The 19,946-nt window shown below is 38.8% G+C and carries 16 protein-coding genes and 1 riboswitch; of the genes, 8 read left to right on the top strand and 8 right to left on the bottom strand.

Features of this window, described 5'->3' with window-relative positions:
• Both H4J50_RS02625 and H4J50_RS02620 read left to right on the top strand, forming a co-directional pair.
• On the top strand, positions 1-819 hold the full coding sequence (locus H4J50_RS02625) for a symmetrical bis(5'-nucleosyl)-tetraphosphatase (protein WP_182254273.1): 819 nt from the start codon (positions 1-3) through the stop codon (positions 817-819).
• Positions 820-987: 168 nt separating this feature from the next.
• Entirely contained in the window at positions 988-3,006 is a 2,019-nt protein-coding gene (locus tag H4J50_RS02620) for a methyl-accepting chemotaxis protein (protein ID WP_182254271.1), read from the top strand.
• Between the two features lie 135 nt (positions 3,007-3,141).
• Here the strand turns inward: H4J50_RS02620 and folA are convergent, their stop codons facing one another.
• The 4 genes from folA to rplU all read right to left on the bottom strand — a co-directional run bounded on the left by folA (position 3,142) and on the right by rplU (position 5,835).
• Positions 3,142-3,630, bottom strand: a complete 489-nt coding sequence (gene folA, locus H4J50_RS02615) for a type 3 dihydrofolate reductase (protein ID WP_182254269.1) — start codon at positions 3,628-3,630, stop codon at positions 3,142-3,144.
• A 123-nt stretch (positions 3,631-3,753) separates the two neighbouring features.
• Positions 3,754-4,920 carry an Obg family GTPase CgtA gene (gene cgtA, locus H4J50_RS02610; protein WP_108455040.1) on the bottom strand — a complete coding sequence of 389 codons (1,167 nt, stop codon included), beginning with the start codon at positions 4,918-4,920 and terminating at the stop codon, positions 3,754-3,756.
• 329 nt (positions 4,921-5,249) lie between these two features.
• A complete protein-coding gene (gene rpmA, locus H4J50_RS02605; RefSeq protein ID WP_081151723.1) occupies positions 5,250-5,507 on the bottom strand; it encodes a 50S ribosomal protein L27 in 258 nt (85 codons plus the stop codon).
• 16 nt (positions 5,508-5,523) lie between these two features.
• Positions 5,524-5,835, bottom strand: a complete 312-nt coding sequence (gene rplU, locus H4J50_RS02600) for a 50S ribosomal protein L21 (protein ID WP_077285540.1) — start codon at positions 5,833-5,835, stop codon at positions 5,524-5,526.
• Between the two features lie 240 nt (positions 5,836-6,075).
• Here rplU and ispB point away from each other — a divergent pair, with 240 nt between their 5' ends.
• Both ispB and H4J50_RS02590 read left to right on the top strand, forming a co-directional pair.
• Entirely contained in the window at positions 6,076-7,047 is a 972-nt protein-coding gene (gene ispB / locus H4J50_RS02595; protein ID WP_162533714.1) for an octaprenyl diphosphate synthase, read from the top strand.
• Between the two features lie 151 nt (positions 7,048-7,198).
• Complete coding sequence (locus tag H4J50_RS02590; protein WP_182254267.1) at positions 7,199-8,287, top strand: aldose epimerase family protein; 1,089 nt, start codon at positions 7,199-7,201, stop codon at positions 8,285-8,287.
• Positions 8,288-8,408: 121 nt separating this feature from the next.
• On the opposite strand, the gene argR is transcribed toward H4J50_RS02590, so the two are convergent.
• The 4 genes from argR to H4J50_RS02570 all read right to left on the bottom strand — a co-directional run bounded on the left by argR (position 8,409) and on the right by H4J50_RS02570 (position 13,579).
• Positions 8,409-8,891 (bottom strand): transcriptional regulator ArgR, encoded by a 483-nt coding sequence (gene argR / locus H4J50_RS02585; RefSeq protein ID WP_108455037.1) that lies wholly within the window; start codon positions 8,889-8,891, stop codon positions 8,409-8,411.
• A 100-nt stretch (positions 8,892-8,991) separates the two neighbouring features.
• Positions 8,992-10,065: an ACP S-malonyltransferase gene (locus H4J50_RS02580; protein WP_182254266.1), complete on the bottom strand. Its 1,074-nt coding sequence runs from the start codon at positions 10,063-10,065 to the stop codon at positions 8,992-8,994.
• Positions 10,062-12,266 carry an alpha-ketoacid dehydrogenase subunit alpha/beta gene (locus H4J50_RS02575; protein ID WP_182254264.1) on the bottom strand — a complete coding sequence of 735 codons (2,205 nt, stop codon included), beginning with the start codon at positions 12,264-12,266 and terminating at the stop codon, positions 10,062-10,064. Before H4J50_RS02575 ends, H4J50_RS02580 begins: the two co-directional genes overlap by 4 nt.
• Positions 12,267-12,385: 119 nt before the next feature.
• Positions 12,386-13,579: an acyl-CoA dehydrogenase gene (locus H4J50_RS02570; RefSeq protein WP_108457728.1), complete on the bottom strand. Its 1,194-nt coding sequence runs from the start codon at positions 13,577-13,579 to the stop codon at positions 12,386-12,388.
• Positions 13,580-13,710: 131 nt separating this feature from the next.
• Between H4J50_RS02570 and H4J50_RS02565 the strand changes: the two genes are divergently transcribed.
• The 4 genes from H4J50_RS02565 (at position 13,711) to H4J50_RS02550 (ending at position 19,945) form a co-directional block, all read left to right on the top strand.
• Positions 13,711-14,547 (top strand): LysR family transcriptional regulator, encoded by an 837-nt coding sequence (locus H4J50_RS02565; RefSeq protein ID WP_182254262.1) that lies wholly within the window; start codon positions 13,711-13,713, stop codon positions 14,545-14,547.
• Between the two features lie 161 nt (positions 14,548-14,708).
• A complete protein-coding gene (locus H4J50_RS02560; protein WP_182254260.1) occupies positions 14,709-15,791 on the top strand; it encodes a phosphotransferase enzyme family protein in 1,083 nt (360 codons plus the stop codon).
• 397 nt (positions 15,792-16,188) lie between these two features.
• Positions 16,189-16,363: riboswitch (cobalamin riboswitch) on the top strand.
• A 102-nt stretch (positions 16,364-16,465) separates the two neighbouring features.
• Positions 16,466-18,463, top strand: a complete 1,998-nt coding sequence (locus H4J50_RS02555; protein ID WP_182254258.1) for a TonB-dependent receptor — start codon at positions 16,466-16,468, stop codon at positions 18,461-18,463.
• Positions 18,464-19,945, top strand: a complete 1,482-nt coding sequence (locus tag H4J50_RS02550) for a cadherin repeat domain-containing protein (RefSeq protein ID WP_182254256.1) — start codon at positions 18,464-18,466, stop codon at positions 19,943-19,945.
• Position 19,946 lies beyond the last annotated feature (1 nt).

Genomic DNA, 19,946 nt, shown 5'->3' with positions numbered 1-19,946 from the left:
ATGGCTATTTATTTCGTCGGTGATATTCAAGGTTGCTATTACGAACTAGATGCATTGCTGAATCAAGTTGGATTTTCTAGTAATAGTGACCAACTTTATGTTGCGGGTGACCTCGTCGCCCGTGGGCCTAACTCACTTGAAACCTTACGTTTTATAAAGTCACTTGGTAAAAATGCTAAAATCGTCTTAGGTAATCACGACTTGCATTTACTTGCTGTATATCAAGGGATTAAAAAAGTAAAAAAGCAAGATTTGCTAACAACGTTATTGGCAGCGCCTGATGCAGCCTCGCTAATGCAGTGGTTAATTCAACAGCCATTGATTCAAAAACTCCCCAATGAAGAAACTTACATGAGTCATGCCGGACTCTCGCCGCAGTGGACGCCTAAAGTAGCGATGGAGCAGGCTGAAATAGCCCATCAACACTTAACTTCTTCAGCAAGCCAAACTTGGCTGAGTAATATGTATGGCGAACAACCTACTAGCTGGCAGAATGCAAATGATGACTTAGAACGATTTAGATTTACTATTAACTCCCTTACTCGCATGCGCTATTGTCATGCCGATGGTAGTTTAGATTTTAACTGCAAAGAAAGCCCTGCTAGCGCACCTAAAACACTCACGCCTTGGTTTGAGTTTCAACATATATCTCAGCATACACAATGGATATTCGGCCATTGGGCAGCGTTAATGGGAAAATGTCAGCCTGAAAATATTTATGCTCTAGATACTGGCTGTGTTTGGGGGCAACATATGACGATGTTGAGGTGGCATGATAAGAAAATATTTATCGAGCAATCACACAAAAATCAAAGATAAAGCAGAGCATTAGTTTAAAATGTAATTTAGCTTGTTATACTAAGCCATAATAAACAACCTACATTACCTTGTAGTCTAATAATAATTAATGCTTACACACTCTTTTAGTTCAATTGACTGATTATAGTGTAAGCAAATAATGACTTAATCAATACCTTGGTGGGCTCTATGAAATTAACCGTAGCGACGAAAATAATTGGTGGCTTTACCATTATTTCACTTTTACTTTTTTTAACCAGCGCAATATCTTGGAATAGCCTAAATACAATTGGTGATGCCACAAATCAGCAAGATGAACTTGCCATACCGACTTTAAAAGAAAGTAATAAATTAGCAAATGACCTAACCGGCATTGGTAACCTAACCCTAAGGGCATACTATCAAACCACACTGGAGCCACTTGCAGCGAACCAAGAAACTTTTGACGCAGACACAAGCAACTTTAGAAAACATTTAAAAAAGCTAAAAAGCATTGTTCAAAACGAACCTAGTTTACTCAGTAACCTCCATAAAATTGATCCTGTTTATAACAAATTAGAAGATGAAATAGAAAGTGTATTAAGCAATAGAAAACTTGCTATAGAGCAACAAATTACCCTAACTGAAAAAATAGATAACATTGAAGAAAGCGCCGACGACACCGCTACTATTTTATTAGACCTTGGTGATCACGAAATGGCTACAACTAAACTACAACGTGCGGTGAGCTTAGCCGAACGTTTAGAAATGTTGCTTAATAGCATAGTAAGTTCATCTTTTGAATATCGTGATGTTAAAGATGAGCAATCTGCATCGCTAGTGACTAACGAAATACAAAACACTTTTATCGATATTGAGAAATCTATTATTGATGTTGTTAGTGAGCTAAAACTACAAAACACACCAAATATTGCAGAAGATTTAACTGATAGCTTTGCCGCGTTAAAAGGTTACATTGCTGGCAATGAGAAAATATTTTCAAATAAAGACAATCAATTAAATGCGATAGCAGCGGCTACTATTAGTTTAAAATTAGCCGAAGATGGCATTTACCGCGCAAATACCATTTTGGCTAAACAAGTTGAATTAGCAAACGAAACAACCATAGCAACAGGTATTTTAATTGAAAAATCAGTTTCTGATGGTACTCGAAATACCTTTATAATCACCTTAATCTCAATCGTCTTAGCAATAGTTATTGCATGGAAAACTTTAACCAGCATTACCCGACCGCTAAGACGTGTAAATGAAATGCTGCACATTGTTGCATCAGGTGACTTATCTCGTAAGCTAGATGAAAGTGGCAATGATGAATTCGCTCAACTTTCACACAACTGTAATTTGTTAATAGATAGTCTTCGTACGTTAATACAAAGTATTGTTAGTCGCTCCACTCAACTTGCCACAGCGGCAGAGCAAACGTCAGCAGTAACAGCTCAAAGTACGACAGCAATCGAAGAGCAGCGTGCTCAGGTAGAACAGGCGGCCTCAGCAACAACAGAAATGAGTAGTACGGCACAAAGTGTATTATCGAGCGCGAATGATGCGTTAGGTGAAATCAAACAAGCAGACGATGAAGCAGAGCGTGTTAAAGTTATTTCTGGCCGTAATCGTGCAACCATCGAACTACTTGCTAAAGAAGTTGAATCAGCATCACAAGTGATTAATAAACTTCAACAGGACAGCGCATCTATAGGCGGTATTCTTGATGTTATCAGAAGTATTGCAGACCAAACTAATCTACTAGCATTAAATGCTGCCATAGAAGCGGCACGCGCAGGTGAGCATGGCCGAGGGTTTGCTGTGGTAGCAGATGAAGTAAGAACACTAGCAAGTCGTACTCAAGTCTCTACCCAAGAGATTCAAAATATGATCGAAGTGCTACAAGGTGGCGCAGAAAAAGCGGTTTCTGTGATGGATACCGGTAAAGAACAAGCAACTAATTGTGTTGAGCAAAGTGTCGAAGCTGAAAAAGCACTTGATACCATTACCCATGCAGTTCATGAAGCATTCGACCGCAGTTCTCAAATCGCGACAGCGGCAGAGGAACAAAGTGTTGTTGCTCATGAAATAAGTGAAAACCTAGAGTCTATTGTTGCTATAGCTGAACAAACGACTGCGGGCTCTAAGCAAACGGCAGAATCAAGTAGTGAAGTGGCGCGTTTAGCGGAAGAGTTACAACAATCGGTACAAGAGTTTAAACTTTAGTTACTCACAAAAATAACGCATAAAAAAGAGCGCATGAGCGCTCTTTTTTGATCTAACAATACAAACAATCAATGCAATACAATCAATGCAACAAAATCAAATTATATTTATTGGGAATATATTCCCTAGCTACCTTTAAACTTTTTCATAAATTGAAAAGTCGAGTTGGTATTGATTTTTTTCATCGCTCGGTCGAATATCGCTAGCCACTTTCTTCCAAGCTGCTAGATCATATGCGGGGAAATACGTATCACCATCAATATCCGCATCAATGTGTGTTATATAAAGTCGCTGTGCAGCCGCTAAACAATGTTGATATATTGCACCACCCCCAATAACCATCACTTCTTCGCTATCTACAACTAACACCAAGGCAGCGTCAACGGAATTAACCACCTCAACGCCTGCGACTTGATAGCTCTCGTCACGCGAAATAACGATATTTTTTCGTCCCGGTAAGGGCCGACCTATCGATTGAAAAGTTTTTCGCCCCATAATAATAGGCTTACCTAAGGTAGTTTTTTTAAAGTAAGCTAAATCAGCGGGCAAGTGCCACGGCATATCATTATTTTTACCGATAACACGATCATTAGCGTGTGCAACTATCATTGAGAGTATGGTCATGTGGATTATTAATTCTTAAGCAGCGTAATTTAAAAATATTATACGTGATTACCGGCAACAAAAAAGGTGCATTGTATCGCTACAAAGCACCTTTTTTTTATCGGGGGAGAGTAATGTTATAGATTACTTACGATATTCAACTTCTACGTCGTAATCGTCTTCATCCCAATCTTCATCGTCAAGATCATCGGCTAAATCAGCATCAGCTATAGCATCTTCATGATAAGTATCCCATTTAAACTCAACAGTTTTACCATCAATAGGCGCTTCTTCAACCTCTGGAGGTAATGCCTCAATAAAGCTCATAACGCCCTGACACAGATCTTCGGTGCCCATTCTGTTTACTGCTGAAATACTGCGAACCTCACCTTCCCAGCCTAAGCCTTCGATAATGCGATCAGTAACTTCTTTAGCTTCTTCTTCAAGCAATAAGTCTAACTTGTTAAAGACTAACCAGCGTGGCTTTCCTGCTAGTGCTGCAGAATGTGTTTCTAGTTCACCCGCAATGGTTTTTGCATTTTCTAACGGATCAGAGCCATCAACAGGTAAAACATCAACCACATGCAATAAGATACGACAACGCTCTAAGTGTTTTAGAAACTGTGTACCTAAACCAGCGCCATCAGCTGCGCCTTCAATCAAACCAGGGATATCAGCAATAACAAAACTACGTTGAGCATCTAAACGCACAACACCTAAGTTAGGCACAAGCGTGGTAAACGGATAATCGGCTACTTTTGGCTTCGCTGCAGATACACTGCGAATTAACGTTGATTTACCGGCATTAGGCAAGCCAAGTAATCCAACATCAGCTAAAAGTAATAACTCAAGTTTCAAGTTACGAATTTCACCTGGGGTGCCATCAGTTTTCTGACGCGGAGCACGGTTAGTACTACTTTTGAAACGGCTATTACCTAAGCCATGCCAACCACCTTTAGCGACCAGTAATTTTTGCTCGTGTTGCGTTAAATCACCAAGTTGCTCACCGGTGTCAATGTCCACAGCACGCGTACCAATAGGTACTTTTAGGTACAAGTCTTCTGAACCTTTACCTGTACAATCTCTGCTTCGGCCGTTTTCACCACGTTTCGCGCGATGAAATTTCTCAAAACGGTAATCGATTAGTGTATTCCAGCTTTCATCCGCTAATAAGTAAACGTCGCCACCATCACCGCCGTCACCGCCGTTTGGTCCACCGAACTCGATATACTTTTCTTTACGAAAACTAACAATACCATTACCACCGTCTCCGGCTTCTACGCGAATTTCTACTTCATCTACGAATTTCATGGTGTTTTAAAACACTCCAAAATTTTATTTTCTGCTACATATTATAAATGATTTATTTCAAATAGTATGAACAATGTCATTTTTTATACAATTTGTAACGAGTAGGATAAATTATACCCATTTCATTAATTAGCTAGACTACTTTATACGTAGGGAAAACGGCCAGATATAAGGCGTTTATTTTAATAACGAGTTGCTCTAATTATTAAATAAATAACGCAATCTTTGATTGTTTTAACCAGTAGAAATAGTCAGATAATTAGTGAGATTGGTATTACCTGCAAAAAAAAACCCTGCGTAACAGCAGGGTTTTATAAGTTTGCGTATTACTACTCAGCAATAATGCTTACAAACTTGCGGTTTTTAGGACCTTTAACTTCAAATTGTACTTTACCATCTGATAAAGCAAATAAAGTGTGGTCTTTACCGATACCCATGTTGCTACCAGCGTGGAAACGAGTACCACGTTGACGAACAATAATGTTACCCGCTAAAACGGCTTCGCCGCCAAAACGTTTAACACCTAGGCGTTTAGCTTCTGAATCACGACCGTTACGTGTACTACCCGCAGCTTTCTTATGTGCCATTGTAAATCGCTCCTAATTAGCCGTTAATGCCAGTAATTTTCACTTCAGTGAACCATTGACGATGGCCCGCTTCTTTACGTGAATGCTTACGACGTTTAAATTTAACAATTTTAACTTTGTCAGCGCGACCTTGGTTTACAACCTCAGCCACAACTTTACCACCAGCAATGTAAGGCGCGCCTACATTGATGCTCTCGCCATCGGCGATCATTAAAACGTTTTCGAATTCTACTGCAGCACCAATTTCAAGTTCAATTTTTTCTAAACGAACCGTTTGGCCTTCAGTTACACGATGCTGTTTACCACCGCTTTGGAATACCGCGTACATAGCTACTCCGTACTGCGTCATCATCTATGGACGACGCTTAAATTTAAAATTATAGGGCGCGAATTCTACGCGAAGAAATCAGATAGAGCAAGTATAAAAGTAATGATTTATTATTATTTTTAATTAAGTAAAAACTTCTTACTCACAAAACTTCTATCATCATGAATTTCGTGTAAAATTACCTCGGAAATTACGGGTATTCTATCACTAAAGAACATTTAAGGTAACTTGTTACGCTCTATGAATATAAAAAATATCCAAGCTTTGGCTCAACAAGACATGACCGCGGTCAACGATCTGATTTTTTCAAAACTACATTCCGACGTTGCGCTTATAAATCAATTAGGTGTGTACATCGTTAATGGTGGTGGCAAACGTATGCGTCCATTACTTACCGTTTTAGCGGCTAAAGCTATTGGTTATAAGGGTGAGGAACATTTACAGCTTGCGGCAATCGTTGAATTTATTCATACCTCAACACTTTTGCATGACGATGTTGTTGATGAGTCGAACATGCGCCGTGGTCGTGAAACAGCTAATGCGATGTTTGGTAATAGTGCCAGTGTGCTGGTAGGTGATTTTTTATATTCTCGTTCATTTCAAATGATGAGTGAATTAAGCAACTTAAAAATTATGGACATTTTATCTGACGCAACCAATATTATTGCTGAAGGTGAAGTGCTGCAATTGATGAATTGCAATGATCCCGACACCACAGAAGATAGCTACATGAAAGTTATCTACTGTAAAACAGCGAAATTATTTGAAGCGGCTACCCGCCTTGCAGCTGTTATTGCTAAACAAGATGATGTAACAGAACTGGCTATGCTCAATTACGGTAAACATTTAGGCACTGCTTTTCAGTTAGTTGACGACATTATGGATTACACGGCTGACGCACAAGAAATGGGTAAAAATGTTGGCGACGACCTCGCTGAAGGCAAACCTACTTTACCACTGCTTTATGCAATGAAACATGCAAATGAGCAACAAAGTCTCATGATACGTAATGCAATCGAGCATGGTGATGGCATGGATAATCTCGATGATATTCTTGCAGCGATGAAACAAACAGGCGCTTTAGTTTACACGCAGAAAAAAGCTGAAGAAGAAGCCGACAAAGCCATTAGCGCTATCGCAATACTGCCAGAGTCAGAATATAAACAAGCATTAATTTCTCTCGCACATATTGCAGCTAATCGTACTCACTAAACACTCACACCCTGAAAAATTAACAGTTAGTGGCACTAGCTGTTAATATTTATTAACCCAAGTTTTTATCTAATTTCGCTCGCTCTCAACCTATACAATGCCCTCGGCTACTTGCTAAAATAAGCCATATTTTCAATCGAAACATAAAAACATGCCAACAAAAAAAGTGAGTTGTCCAACGATCACCCAAAGCGATTTTGGTACATTACAAAATGGTGAAAGTGCACAACTTTATACGTTAGAAAACTGTCATGGCGTGAAAATAAAAATCAGCAATTACGGCGGTATTATTGTAGCCCTTGAAACGCTAGATAAGCACAGTAATTCAGCTGATATTGTTTTGGGTTATGATGACATTGAATCATATGAGAATGACCCATACTATTTGGGCGCAATTATTGGTCGATATGCCGGACGAATTGATCATGGCCTGTTAACGATTAACGAAAACACTTATCAGCTTGAACTGAATAATAATGACAACCAACTTCATGGTGGTTTTCAGGCTTTGAACAAGCAGCTTTGGCAAGCAACATGCACAAGTAGTACTGAATATGTCAGTTTAATATTGCATCACACAAGCCCTGATGGTGCTAACGGCTTTCCCGGCAATGTTGATTTTAAGGTTATCTATAGTCTGAGCAATAACAATGAATTAACCATTGAATATTTTGCTAGCACAGATAAGACCACTGCCATTAACTTAACTCAGCATAGCTATTTTAATCTTGCAGGACATAACTCTGGTGATATTTATCAACATCAAATCCAACTAAACGCTGAACACTTTCTCCCGATGAATGAACGAATTTATCCCACAGGGGAAATTAGACCGGTAAAGAATAGTGCTCACGACTTCAAGCAATTAAAACTTTTAGGCTCGGACATAAAGTCTAACGACGAACAAGTTGTTATTGCCAAAGGTTACGATAATTATTGGTTAACAAATGATAATGCGATAACAGGTGAGGTTTATACTGCTCGTGCAATAGAGCCAAGCTCTGGTAGACAATTAACAATGTATAGCGATAATCCTTGTTTAATTTTATACACCGCTAATTATATTGATGGCAGCCAAACCGGTAAGCAAGGTACGGTTTATCAGCAGCATTCAGCGTTTTGTTTTGAACCGCAACGCTTAGCTAATAATTTAACGGGAGCCGACATTAAAAACACTATACTTAACCCAGAACAGCCATTTTATAGTAAAACTCGCTTTATTTTTGAAACGCTAGCTTAGTTTAAGTGCCGTTTTCGACTTTATATTTGCTGATCAAAGGCAGGTATTTAACATGAAAAAGCTAATTATAGCGCCGTATAAATGCCCCAAAATAGCATTAACATGTTAACTGTAATTTAAATCAAGATGATGAAGAAACACCTAATAATAAACTAATGTCTTTAGTGATTTCATCAATTCTATTAACATCTGTTGGTGCAATAAATATTGTATCGTCGCCAGCTAAAGTACCTAAAATACCTGTCGACTCACCTAAACTGTCTAACATTCTTGAAATTAATGGCGCGCCACCAATGCCAGTTTTTAAAATAATCTGCATATTGTTATGTTTTACACTGATCACAACAGATTGAATTGCTTGCTTAGATTTTGGCACCGCTAATTCATCAGGTAAAATATAAACAACTTGATCACTAGCATTACGCATTTTTACAGCGCCCAGCTTAGACAACAAGCGTGAAATTTTCGCCTGTGACATATTCTTAAAGCCTTGTATATCAAGCGCATCGGCAAGTTGACTTTGTGAGCCATAACACTGCTCTTTAAGTAACGCCTTAAACGCAAGTATTAATTCTGCTTCATTTTTTTTACGGCTTGTGGTCATTATTTAACTCAAAACGGAAATTTCTAATGGTCTATTGTATAAAATAAATATTTTTTCAGCTATTTTATTTTATCTCGAATACTAATTACTTTTTTTATCATTATTTTACAACACACTTGCGTTGCTCAGATAACCCCATGGCAAGTACATAAGGCGCTTGTTTTTGTCGAGTTATAAAATCAGCTTTATTGGCAAGGTTAAGCCAGTTATGGCTGATCAAACTCTGAGCGACTGCACCTCCTAACGTGGCACCTGGACCTAAAATAATCAACTTATCTGGTGCAAATTCTTTAATGGCGACCTCTATCGCTTTTGAAAAGTTATATGGCTCGACCACTTGAGTGCTTAGCGTATATTGATGTAAACGTTTAACATCGCAACTAAAAGGTTGCCATACTTGCCCTAACCCATCGATTAGCGGTATTTCTGGCATACTAAATAATTCAGACGACATCAATTTCATCGCTTGTGCTGAAACATCTGTTAGTAACGGAGTATGAAAAGCTGCATGGTTAAATAAATTCATGGGGTAGCGGTCTTGTACTACGGGTAGTAATGCTTCTAGCGCTTTTAGCCCATTCTTATTACCACCAAAAACTAAATAGCCACCTAAATTAATCGACACATACACTTCACAATCACTTTGTTGGTTGGCTTGCGCTAAGCATTGCATCACCCTTTGCTCTTGCTCACCGTCAACTTTCCATTCATCGTTAATGATGGGATAGATCATTTGACCGCCAATAACGCCGTTTGTCATCATTGAGCCCATGGTATTAATTAGCTCAATCGCTTGTTTGGGCTTTAAAGCGCCAGCAACCGCTAATGCGATATACCAACCCATCGAGTTTCCAGTTACGGCTACAATATCAAATTCATCTTTATTAATAGCTTGGTAATCTGATAGCGCACAAGCATAAATAAGCGCAGAAGCGTTTTCACCCGCTGTATGAATGCGCATACTGTAATTTTGCATGCCATCAAGTTCAGCGACTTTTATTTGCCCTTGCTTATCACGATAGTCATCTATCAGTGAAACAATTTCAGCTTTATCACCATGCAGACGCTGTAAATAACCTAGCTCTTCTTTATTATATGTGCCACGCCCTGGACAAATAACGACTGCTCGCTGCTTTTTTTTAAATTCTTTAGAGTTTTTATCTTGCGCACTCATTGGCAAACCTCCTTCGCGGCTGCAATTATATTGTCAACTGATGGCAACACTTCATAAGCCGCAGCGCCAAGGGGAATAAAACTATCGCTGGCAGTAACACGCTTTATTTTAGGACAATTGCTTGTTTGTTCATGAATTAACGTGACTAAAGCTTCACTAATTGATCCCGTTTGTCGACATTCATCAACAATAAGCACATGTTCGCACTCATTTACTTGTGCCAAAATGCCTTTTTCATCAAGGGGTGCTAACCAACGCAAATCAACAACGCGCGCATCAATGCCCTGTTCGGCTAACTTGGCTTGGGCTTGGCGCGATAAATAATTGCCATTACCATAGGTTAAAATACATAGTTTTTTACCTGTGCCAGCAACCTTAACGCCCAAATCAATGTTGCTATTTTCTTGTGCTGGTGGCTTATATTCAAACGTCCACAGTCCGTCACCTTCTTCATGCAGGTCTTTCGCCATATATAACGCTATAGGTTCTAAAAATATCACCATACGCTGCTGTTCTTGCGCTAAACGCACACTAGCGCGCATCATTTCAACCGCGTCAGCACCATTTGATGGGCACGCCAGAATCAGACCTGGAATATCACGAAAAACAGCAAACGAATTATCATTATGAAAATGTCCACCAAAGCCTTTTTGATAAGCTAAACCCGCAATGCGAATTACCATAGGGTTAGTAAACTGGCCATTGGAGAAAAACGGTAAGGTGGCCGCTTCACCACGAATTTGATCTTCCGCATTGTGCACATAAGCTAGAAATTGAATTTCAGGTATCGGTAAAAATCCGTTGTGCGCTAAACCAATAGCCGCACCTAAAATGGTTTGTTCATCTAACAGCGTATTAACCACACGACTTTTACCAAAGCGTTCGCATAGTTTTGCTGTTACGTTGTACACCCCACCTTTTTTGCCAATGTCTTCACCACACATAACAATATTGGGATATTCAGCCATTAAATCCATTAATGCCCAGTTAATCAATTTTGCTAAATGCTGCTTTTTAGACAGATTGTGTTTTTCATGTTTGAATATTTCTGCACGGGTGTTATCACTTACGACTAACGAACTTCGTGCTTTATGAATACTAGGTATAATGCTCGCCATTACCGCATCAGCACTGGTTAATTTTTCTTTACCTGCTGCATTGTCAGCAATTACAGCAATACGTTGTTCAACATTTTGATAAATTTCAATTAACTGTTCGGCACTTAAAATATTGTTTTCTAATATTATGCGTGCGGTATGTAAAAGTGGGTCTTGAAACTCTGTCGCGGTAATATCGGCCATATCGCGATAAACAAACTCAGCATCTGAACCCGCATGACCGAGTAAACGCACCATGCGGATATGTAAAAATACCGGTTTACGTAATTCGCGTGCAATGTGCTCAGCTTTTTTCGCTGTATGATACGTGTCTAGTATATTCAAGCCATCACAGTAGAGATAAGTTATACCGGCTCTATTTTGATAATTAGCAGCGATCCAACCTTCTGGGGTTGCCGTTGAAATACCAATGCCGTTATCTTCACAAACAAAAACAATCGGCATAGGGATCGACTGATACGCAGCCCAAGCCGTGCTGTTAATTGCTCCTTGTGTAGTTGAGTGATTCGAAGAAGCATCACCGAAATTACAAATAATCACGCCATCGTTAGGAATTTCACCTTGGTGTGCTAACCGTTTGGCAAGTGGAATACTATAAGCCGCGCCAATGGCTTTAGGTAAGTGCGAGGCTATGGTGCTGGTTTGTGGTGGTATCGATAGCGCTTTACTACCTAAAACCTTATGACGGCCACCAGAAATAGGGTCATCCTTTGAAGCCGCAAATGATAACAACATGTCATATAAAATAGTTTGTCCGGGCACTTGTTTGCTGCGCTGTATAACAAACGCGCCGCTGCGATAATGTAAAAAGGCCATATCAGTCGGACGAAATGCCTTGGCATAAGCCGCATTACCTTCATGACCAGAACTGCCAATAGTATAAAAACTTTGGCCTTTTTTCTGCATCACGCGTGATTGTAAATCAAGGTGACGACTCATCACTTGGGTTTCAAATAGGTCAATAATGTCAGTTGAGCTTAAGCCAACATCACTTGGGCTTAACGTACACCTTGATTCAGGTAAAGTACCGGCGCGAACAAAGTTGATAAAATTTTCTTTCACCAACTGATTACGATCAGACATGATATCTCCACGGGTCATTTTTATTATTGTGGTTTAAAAGTAACGATTATGGCCATTTTAAAATAACTAAAAAGCCTAAATTAAAGGCGCATTCACTACGCCTTTAATTACGCTTTATTTTAGTAAAATGCTTGTAGACCTGTTTGCGCTCTACCCAATATCAAGGCATGTACATCATGTGTGCCTTCATAGGTGTTAACCGCTTCAAGGTTCATCATATGGCGTATAATATGAAATTCGTCGGCAATACCGTTACCACCGTGCATATCTCGGGCATTTCGAGCAATTTCTAATGCCTTACCACAAGAATTACGTTTGATTAAGGATATTGCTTCAGGCGCTAGCTGATCTGAATCCATTAAGCGCCCTGCTTGTAAACAGGCTAATAGTCCGGTGGTAATATCGGTTTGCATATCAGCTAATTTTTTCTGAATTAACTGTGTTGCCGCCAATGGACGACCAAACTGTTCGCGGTCAAGCGTGTATTGACGCGCGCCGTGCCAGCAAAACTCTGCCGCACCTAAAGCGCCCCAAGCTATGCCGTAGCGTGCTTTGTTCAAACAACCAAATGGACCTGACAAACCTTTAACATTTGGCAGTAAATTCTCACTAGGTACAAATACATTGTCCATTACGATTTCACCGGTAATCGATGCACGTAATGAAAATTTACCTTCAATTTTAGGTGCACTTAATCCTTCCATACCTTTTTCTAAAACAAATCCACGAATGACACCGTCGAGCTTGGCCCATACCACAAAAATATCAGCCACTGGTGAGTTCGTGATCCACATTTTATTACCTGTCATGCGATAGCCACCTTCTACCGCAGTGGCATGGGTAGTCATACTGGCAGGATCAGAACCTGAATTCGGCTCTGTTAAGCCAAAACAACCAATGTATTCACCGCTCGCAAGTTTAGGTAAATATTTCATTCGTTGCTCTTCACTACCATAAGCATAAATTGGATGCATAACTAAAGACGATTGAACGCTCATTGCACTACGGTAACCACTGTCAACACGCTCAACCTCACGGGCAACTAAACCGTAGGTAACATAATTTACGCCAGCACAGCCGTATTTCTCAGGTAAGGTTGCACCTAATAACCCCAATGCACCTAGCTCGCGCATAATTTCAACATCGAATACTTCATTACGATTAGCCATTAATATTCTTGGCATGAGCTTTTCTTGGCAATACTGATGAGCGCTATCGCGGATCATGCGCTCCTCTTCAGATAATAAAGATTCCAATAAAAGCGGATCTTGCCATTTAAACGAAGGACGGTTTGCACTGTTTGAGTTAGACATGAAATTACCTGATTGACTGTTTAATTTTCGTGCAAAAATAATAAGCAAATCCTAGCCAAAGTTAAAATATTATTTTCCTTTAACTGATATAGTTTAAGACTATACCTAAAACTAAAGTACTGGATATTATTATGGATTTAAAATCACTCAATTATTTTATTTCAGTTTATGAGCTCAAAAGCTTTAGCGCAGCCGCTAAAGCCTGCTTTATAGCTCAACCTTCAATATCGTCTGCAATAGCACAACTAGAACAACAACTTAAAGTACAACTTTTTATTCGCCATGCACGCGGGGTAAGACCTTCTGAACAAGGTAAAAAACTCTTTCCATTAGCCAAGCAACTCCTTGGGCAAGCAGGAGCAATAAAAAACATTTTCTCTGAAAAAACAAATAAACAGCCCTTTAATTTAGGTGTTACTAGAGGTTTAGGTGTTGAGCGCATGAGTTTATTGTTAAAAGACTTCACCGCAGATAACCCGTTAGTCGAACTCACTTTGGTACCACACACAGATCAAGTTGATGCGCGTATTATTCTAAAAGACGAGTTACATGAAAATGAATCATTTATTGATATGTGGCAAGAAGACTACTTGTTAGCTCTCCCTTATGATCACGTTTTAGCACTCAATGAAACTGTTTCGCTCTCGCAATTAGATGGCTTACCTTTTATTCAGCGCACACCTTGTAGCGCTTGGAACAATTTACACGATACCTTAGCGTTAGCCGGTATTAGCCTCGACATTAGAGCAAAAATAACCACCATAGATTATGCCCTGGGTTTAATTCATGCAGGTTTAGGATGTGCATTTTTACCTGCACACAGTGAAATTATGAAACAAAGTGACGTCGTATTTAGGCCCATAGTAGGCTTACAACTTACTCGAGAAATTGTGCTGGCTTATACTTCATCGTCGAAGACCATGAATAATTTAAAACGCTTAGCTCGCAAGCATGCATATACGCATTAACCTTCGAATGGCTAAAGTGATTTGGTTTTATGGTTTGGTTTAAGATTTGGCTTAAGGTTAATACGCTAATGAGCACTTTATTTATTAAAGCCCTTGCCTTAACATAACTGTATTACAGGGCGCATTAATGGCGTCATACTTAACTAAATTAATAACAATATATGCCTCACGTCACACCTGATAAAATATTAGCCTTAGTGTTACCGCAATTTGGGTTTACGCTAGAAGATTGCAAGATATCACGGCTTGGTAACGGGCTTATTAACAACACCTTTTTAGTGCAGTCGGCTGATCAAAAGTTTGTTTTACAGTGTTTAAATCAACAAGTGTTTAAAACACCGCAGCAAGTCACTGACAATGCAGATTTGATCAGCGCTCACTTACAAATTAAGTATGAAAATAATAGTTATCCGTTAACGCCTGTTTTCCAACGTCGAAATATTGATAATAGCAACCATGTCAAAGTACAAGGGCAATACTGGCGCAGCCTACATTATATTCCCCAATGCTACACCTTAGAGTCTATCGCTAACGTCGAACAAGCCAGTTCTGTTGCCAGTGCCTTCGCACAATTTACCGCGGCATTAAGCGACTTTAACAGTGAAAAATTAGCGGATATTATTCCGCAGTTTCATGATTTAGCAATGCGAATAGAGCAACTGCATCAGGCAATAGAGAACACCTCTGAGCCGTTACTACTATCTGCCAAAGCACAACTTAAAGTTATTGAATCTCAACAAGACTTTATCAAAAACATCGCCAATACAACCGCAGCATTGCCTTTACATGTTACGCACAACGATACAAAAATTAATAACTTACTTTTTAGCGAAGCCACCAACAAACCAATAGCAGTAATTGATTTAGACACCTGCATGGCAGGCTATTTAATGCATGATTTTGGCGACATGGTACGAACTTGTTGTGTATCAATTGCTGAAGACAGTGCTGAATTAGATAAAATGGTGATTAATTTTGACATGCTAGGTGCAATAACAGAAGCCTACATTGCCGGCTTTAAAGGCTCGTTAAGCGAGTCTGAGCAAAGCAGCTTAATACAAGGCATAAAATTAATGCCTTTTATGCTGAGCATTCGGTTTTTAACAGATTTTTTAAATGGCGACACTTACTTCAAAACATCATACGCCACACATAATTTAGTTAGAGCAAAGAACCAATTACATTTGTATCAGTTGTTTTGTCAGCATGAGGCTTTATTGATGGAAATAGTGTTAAAAAACTGATTTTAAGTTTAATTGACCTATGAATAATTGCCGCCGAGTAAATTACCCGTTTTTTCTTGAATATGGATTTTAGAGTGCTTGATAAACTTAGAAGTTGAGCAGTATTAATCCGCTATTGGATATACACCCAAATATAACCAACAAGGATATAAGCTAATATAATATCGTCTCACCTATTATAATCTCATACAGCACAGATAATTTAATAGAGAAAAATACCAATTACATTGGTTTTAATTCCATTACCACCATGTAGCTTTATAAACAGATGTAGTACTTGCAGGACATACTGCAAGCTCCAACAAATAAACTGTACGAGCACTTAAATTATCAAATCTATAAGCTTGTAGATTAATAATGCTAACAGTTGACAAGCCATAGTAATGGGGTCAGAATTGCCGCTCAAAATTGCTTAGGTGCTCGATATTTATACGTTAACAACGTTAAAAATAAAGAGATAATCGGGAAGTTAGTGACATGCTTTATGCATAATTCTAATGCTGCCCCCGCAACGGTAATACTTTGTTTTGCAAAGTTAAGCCCGGAGACCGGCCTAAACAACATAGAATTATTTGCAGTGCGGTGGGCGCTTCGGAAATATATCGACATTAGCAACAGTTTTGCTAAACCGTCTGTAGCCTTCCGTACGCCCCTCAAAAACTTTTGAGGTATTCATGTTCTCTCGTTTACGATATCTATTTATAACTATCTTTGTGGTATCACCCGTTTCCGCACAAGTAGAAACACCTTTAAATCAAGAGCTTGAAGTTATTGAAGTGGTGAACGAACAAAGTTTCAATTCACCAAATTATCAGGTTCTACAACGAGAAAGCTTTGTTCATTCATCGCAAACACTTGCCGATATTTTACAAACGGTTAATGGTATTCAAATTCGTCAGATAAGTGGTATTGGTAACCCCGTTTCTGTCTCTATTCGAGGCTCAAGTAGTAAGCAAATACAACTCTATATCGATGGCCAATTAATTAATGACAGTCAATTCGGTGGTTTTGATTTAAACCAAATACCAACCGAGCAAATTCAAAGTATTGAAATTAGTAAAAACCAAGCTATTGGCACCGGCGCAACCCCCATTGGTGGCGTTATTCGCATTAACACTTATAGCCCAACACAAGACACGGCGAAATTAACGCTAGCCACTGGATCATTTGGTTACCGTGAAGCTAACATATTATTTAATAAAGTATTTAAAACTCAAAGCCTTTCATTTGGTGGCCATTATATAAATAGTGATAATGACTACGATTTTCTTGTACCTCAAAGCTTTGAAGATAGTACAAAATCAGATGAGCAAGCATTAAGAAATAATGAATTCACTAAAAAAACATTTTTCATTAATGACATTATTCAACTGGGCCAGCATCAAATTAGGTTGAATGTACAATACAATGATCAAGAAAAGTCACTACCTAACTATCGCAATAATTCCCCAGAAAACAGTTCAGAATTAAGCTCAGACAGTACTCGCTACAGTTATCAGCATCACTGGTTAAGTAATTCATCTTGGTTAGATTCAATCGAAGTAGAGGCTTACGCTGAAGACAAAAACGAGCGTTATATTTCAAGTCCTGATTCTGTAATGTTCGATATCAGTGATTATGAAACTAAAAAATACCATGTAGGATTAAAACCTTTACTAACTTGGCAAAATTTTAACTTAACCCCTTTTATTAGTTTTAATAAACAAAAATTTACATCTATCAGTCAACATAATGGTCAACCTACTCAATGTAATGGTATTGGCTCATGTGATATTTCAGCCGAGCAACAACAAACCAACTTAGGTTCTCGCTTAGAGTGGCAACCAATTTCATTACCATTAGAAGCCTATGTATTGATCAGTAATTTACATGAGAAAAACGTAAATTCTGCCCTTAATCAGCCTGACGCCGAGAAGCTGAAAAATGATGAAAATTATTTAACCACTGAATTAGGTTTAAGCGTTAAACAAGAAAATTTTAAAATTACGGCGAATGTTAGTGACGGTGTAAGAACTCCGACCCTATATGAGCTTTTTGGTGATCGCGGCTCTTTCAAAGGTAATGATGACTTGTTACCTGAAGAAGCTGTTACGCTTTCAATTGGCGGGCAATATCAAAATAAAACCCTGTCTATATCATCTTCGATTTATCAACAAACATTAGAAAACTCTATTGTTGCCATTTTTAATTCAAGTAATGTTGGCAGTTACAGAAACGTTAGCGACGCCGATTTAATGGGCTTTGAAGCACAACTGAATTATCAATTATTTGCACCTTTGTCTTTATCATTTCAAGTGAACTTAATTGACAGTGAAATTAAATCTGAATTTGTCGCCTTTAATCAAAATAAGATACCCGGCATTTATCATCAGCAATACAGTGCCTCGCTAAAATATCAAGTCAATAAAGCATGGCAGCTATCATTTAAAACTAGCCAAGACAAAGATTTGTACTTCAACCTTATTAACAGGTTTCAAAATGACGACAGTCACTTAGGTAATGGTAATCCAGCCAACCGCACAGTGTCTGACCTATTGGTCTATTGGAAAGAAGGCAAGCATCGCGTGACTTTCAGTGCCAACAACTTATTCAATGATAAATATCAAGATCTTGCGAATAGGGCATCACAAGGTCGAAGTTTCCAAATTAAATACACAATCGAGGGATTATAAATGTTAACAACTTTTAAAACACAAATGTTGCCACTAAGTTTAGCCATAGGTACAACAATACTTGCTGGCTGTGGTGGCGGTTCTGACAGTAATAGTGCACCACTTGTAACAGGTGCTACTAATCCTGTTGTTGAAGAAAACACAACTTTGGTTAGCAGTTATAATGCAACTGATGCCGATGGCGATGCTATTACATTGTCGCTAGGCGGTAGCTCAAGTACTTTATTTGCCATTACGCAAGCCGGTGAATTAAGCTTTTTAACCGCACCTGATTTCGAAAATGGCGATATTGGCCCTTTCTCTGTAACAGTTATTGCTACCGACGACAGTAATCAAAACCTTACAGGTGAATTGAGCATTCAAGTAACCGTTGGTGATGTTAAAGACACACCTTCGTTTGCTGTTGTGCAAACAGTTGCACCAGATTACTCAGGTTCAGAAGTTGTTACATTAGATCCAGAAACTGAATTAGTAACTAAAGGTTACTATATTAAAGATGGCTCTGATTACACTGTACGTAGCTTCAATCAAGACGTTTTCCATATCGGTCGTTTCTTCATTGACACTATATCAAAATACAATGCCGATGCACTTGATACTGAAGTTTGGAGCTATACTACGCAAGATACTGGCGATTCTACTTCACGTAACCCTTATGATATTGTTTCGCTAAGTGATACTAAGGCTTACATTTTACGCTATGGTTCAAGCAAAGTATGGATTGTAAACCCACAAGCAACGACCGCTGATGACTTTAAAATTGGCGAGTTAGATCTTGACGCTTACATCGCAGATGACAACAGCAACGGCACGCCAAACCCTTCAGCCGGAACAATTGTTGATGGTAAACTATTTATTACTTTACAACGTTTGAACGACTCATATTCACCAAACACCGCTTACGTTGCTGTTTTTGACACCGAAACTGATATCGAAATAGAAACCAACGCCAACGCAGATGACACTGTTATGGGTATTCCTTTGGTGGGCTTAAATCCACTCAATAATAGTATTGTTAGTAAAGATGATGTTGTCTATGTCACTACACGTAACTCATACAGTGACACTGACTTAACATTAAGTCGTGTAGAAGCTATTGCCACTAGTGATTATAGCTTAAGTACTGTGTTAACTGCTGAGGACATTGCTGATAATAGCTCAGCTTTCATAAGCTCAAGTGCAATTGTTTCAGCAACAAAAGGTTATTTAGTTGCTGAGGAAACTTTTTTCTCGCCATATCGTGTGCTTTCAACGGTTTATAGTTTCAATCCTACAACAGGTGTTATTGCAGATGCTGCAGTAGCAGAGACAGGCTCTGAACAAATTAGTCATATTAATTTAGATGCGGCTAATTTCCTTTGGATCAGTGTTAGCAACCCAGTTAATCCAGGTGTTGACGTTGTAAATACTGAAACTGACGTAAAAGCGCTACCTAGATTTGCAACTGAATTAAACCCAACGGCAATTGCATTTATCGAATAAC

This window comes from Colwellia sp. 6M3 (genome assembly GCF_014077595.1).
Taxonomy (GTDB): Bacteria; Pseudomonadota; Gammaproteobacteria; order Enterobacterales; family Alteromonadaceae; genus Cognaticolwellia.
The sequence above is the reverse complement of the archived record's forward strand: the minus strand, read 5'-3'. Positions and strand labels throughout refer to the sequence as shown.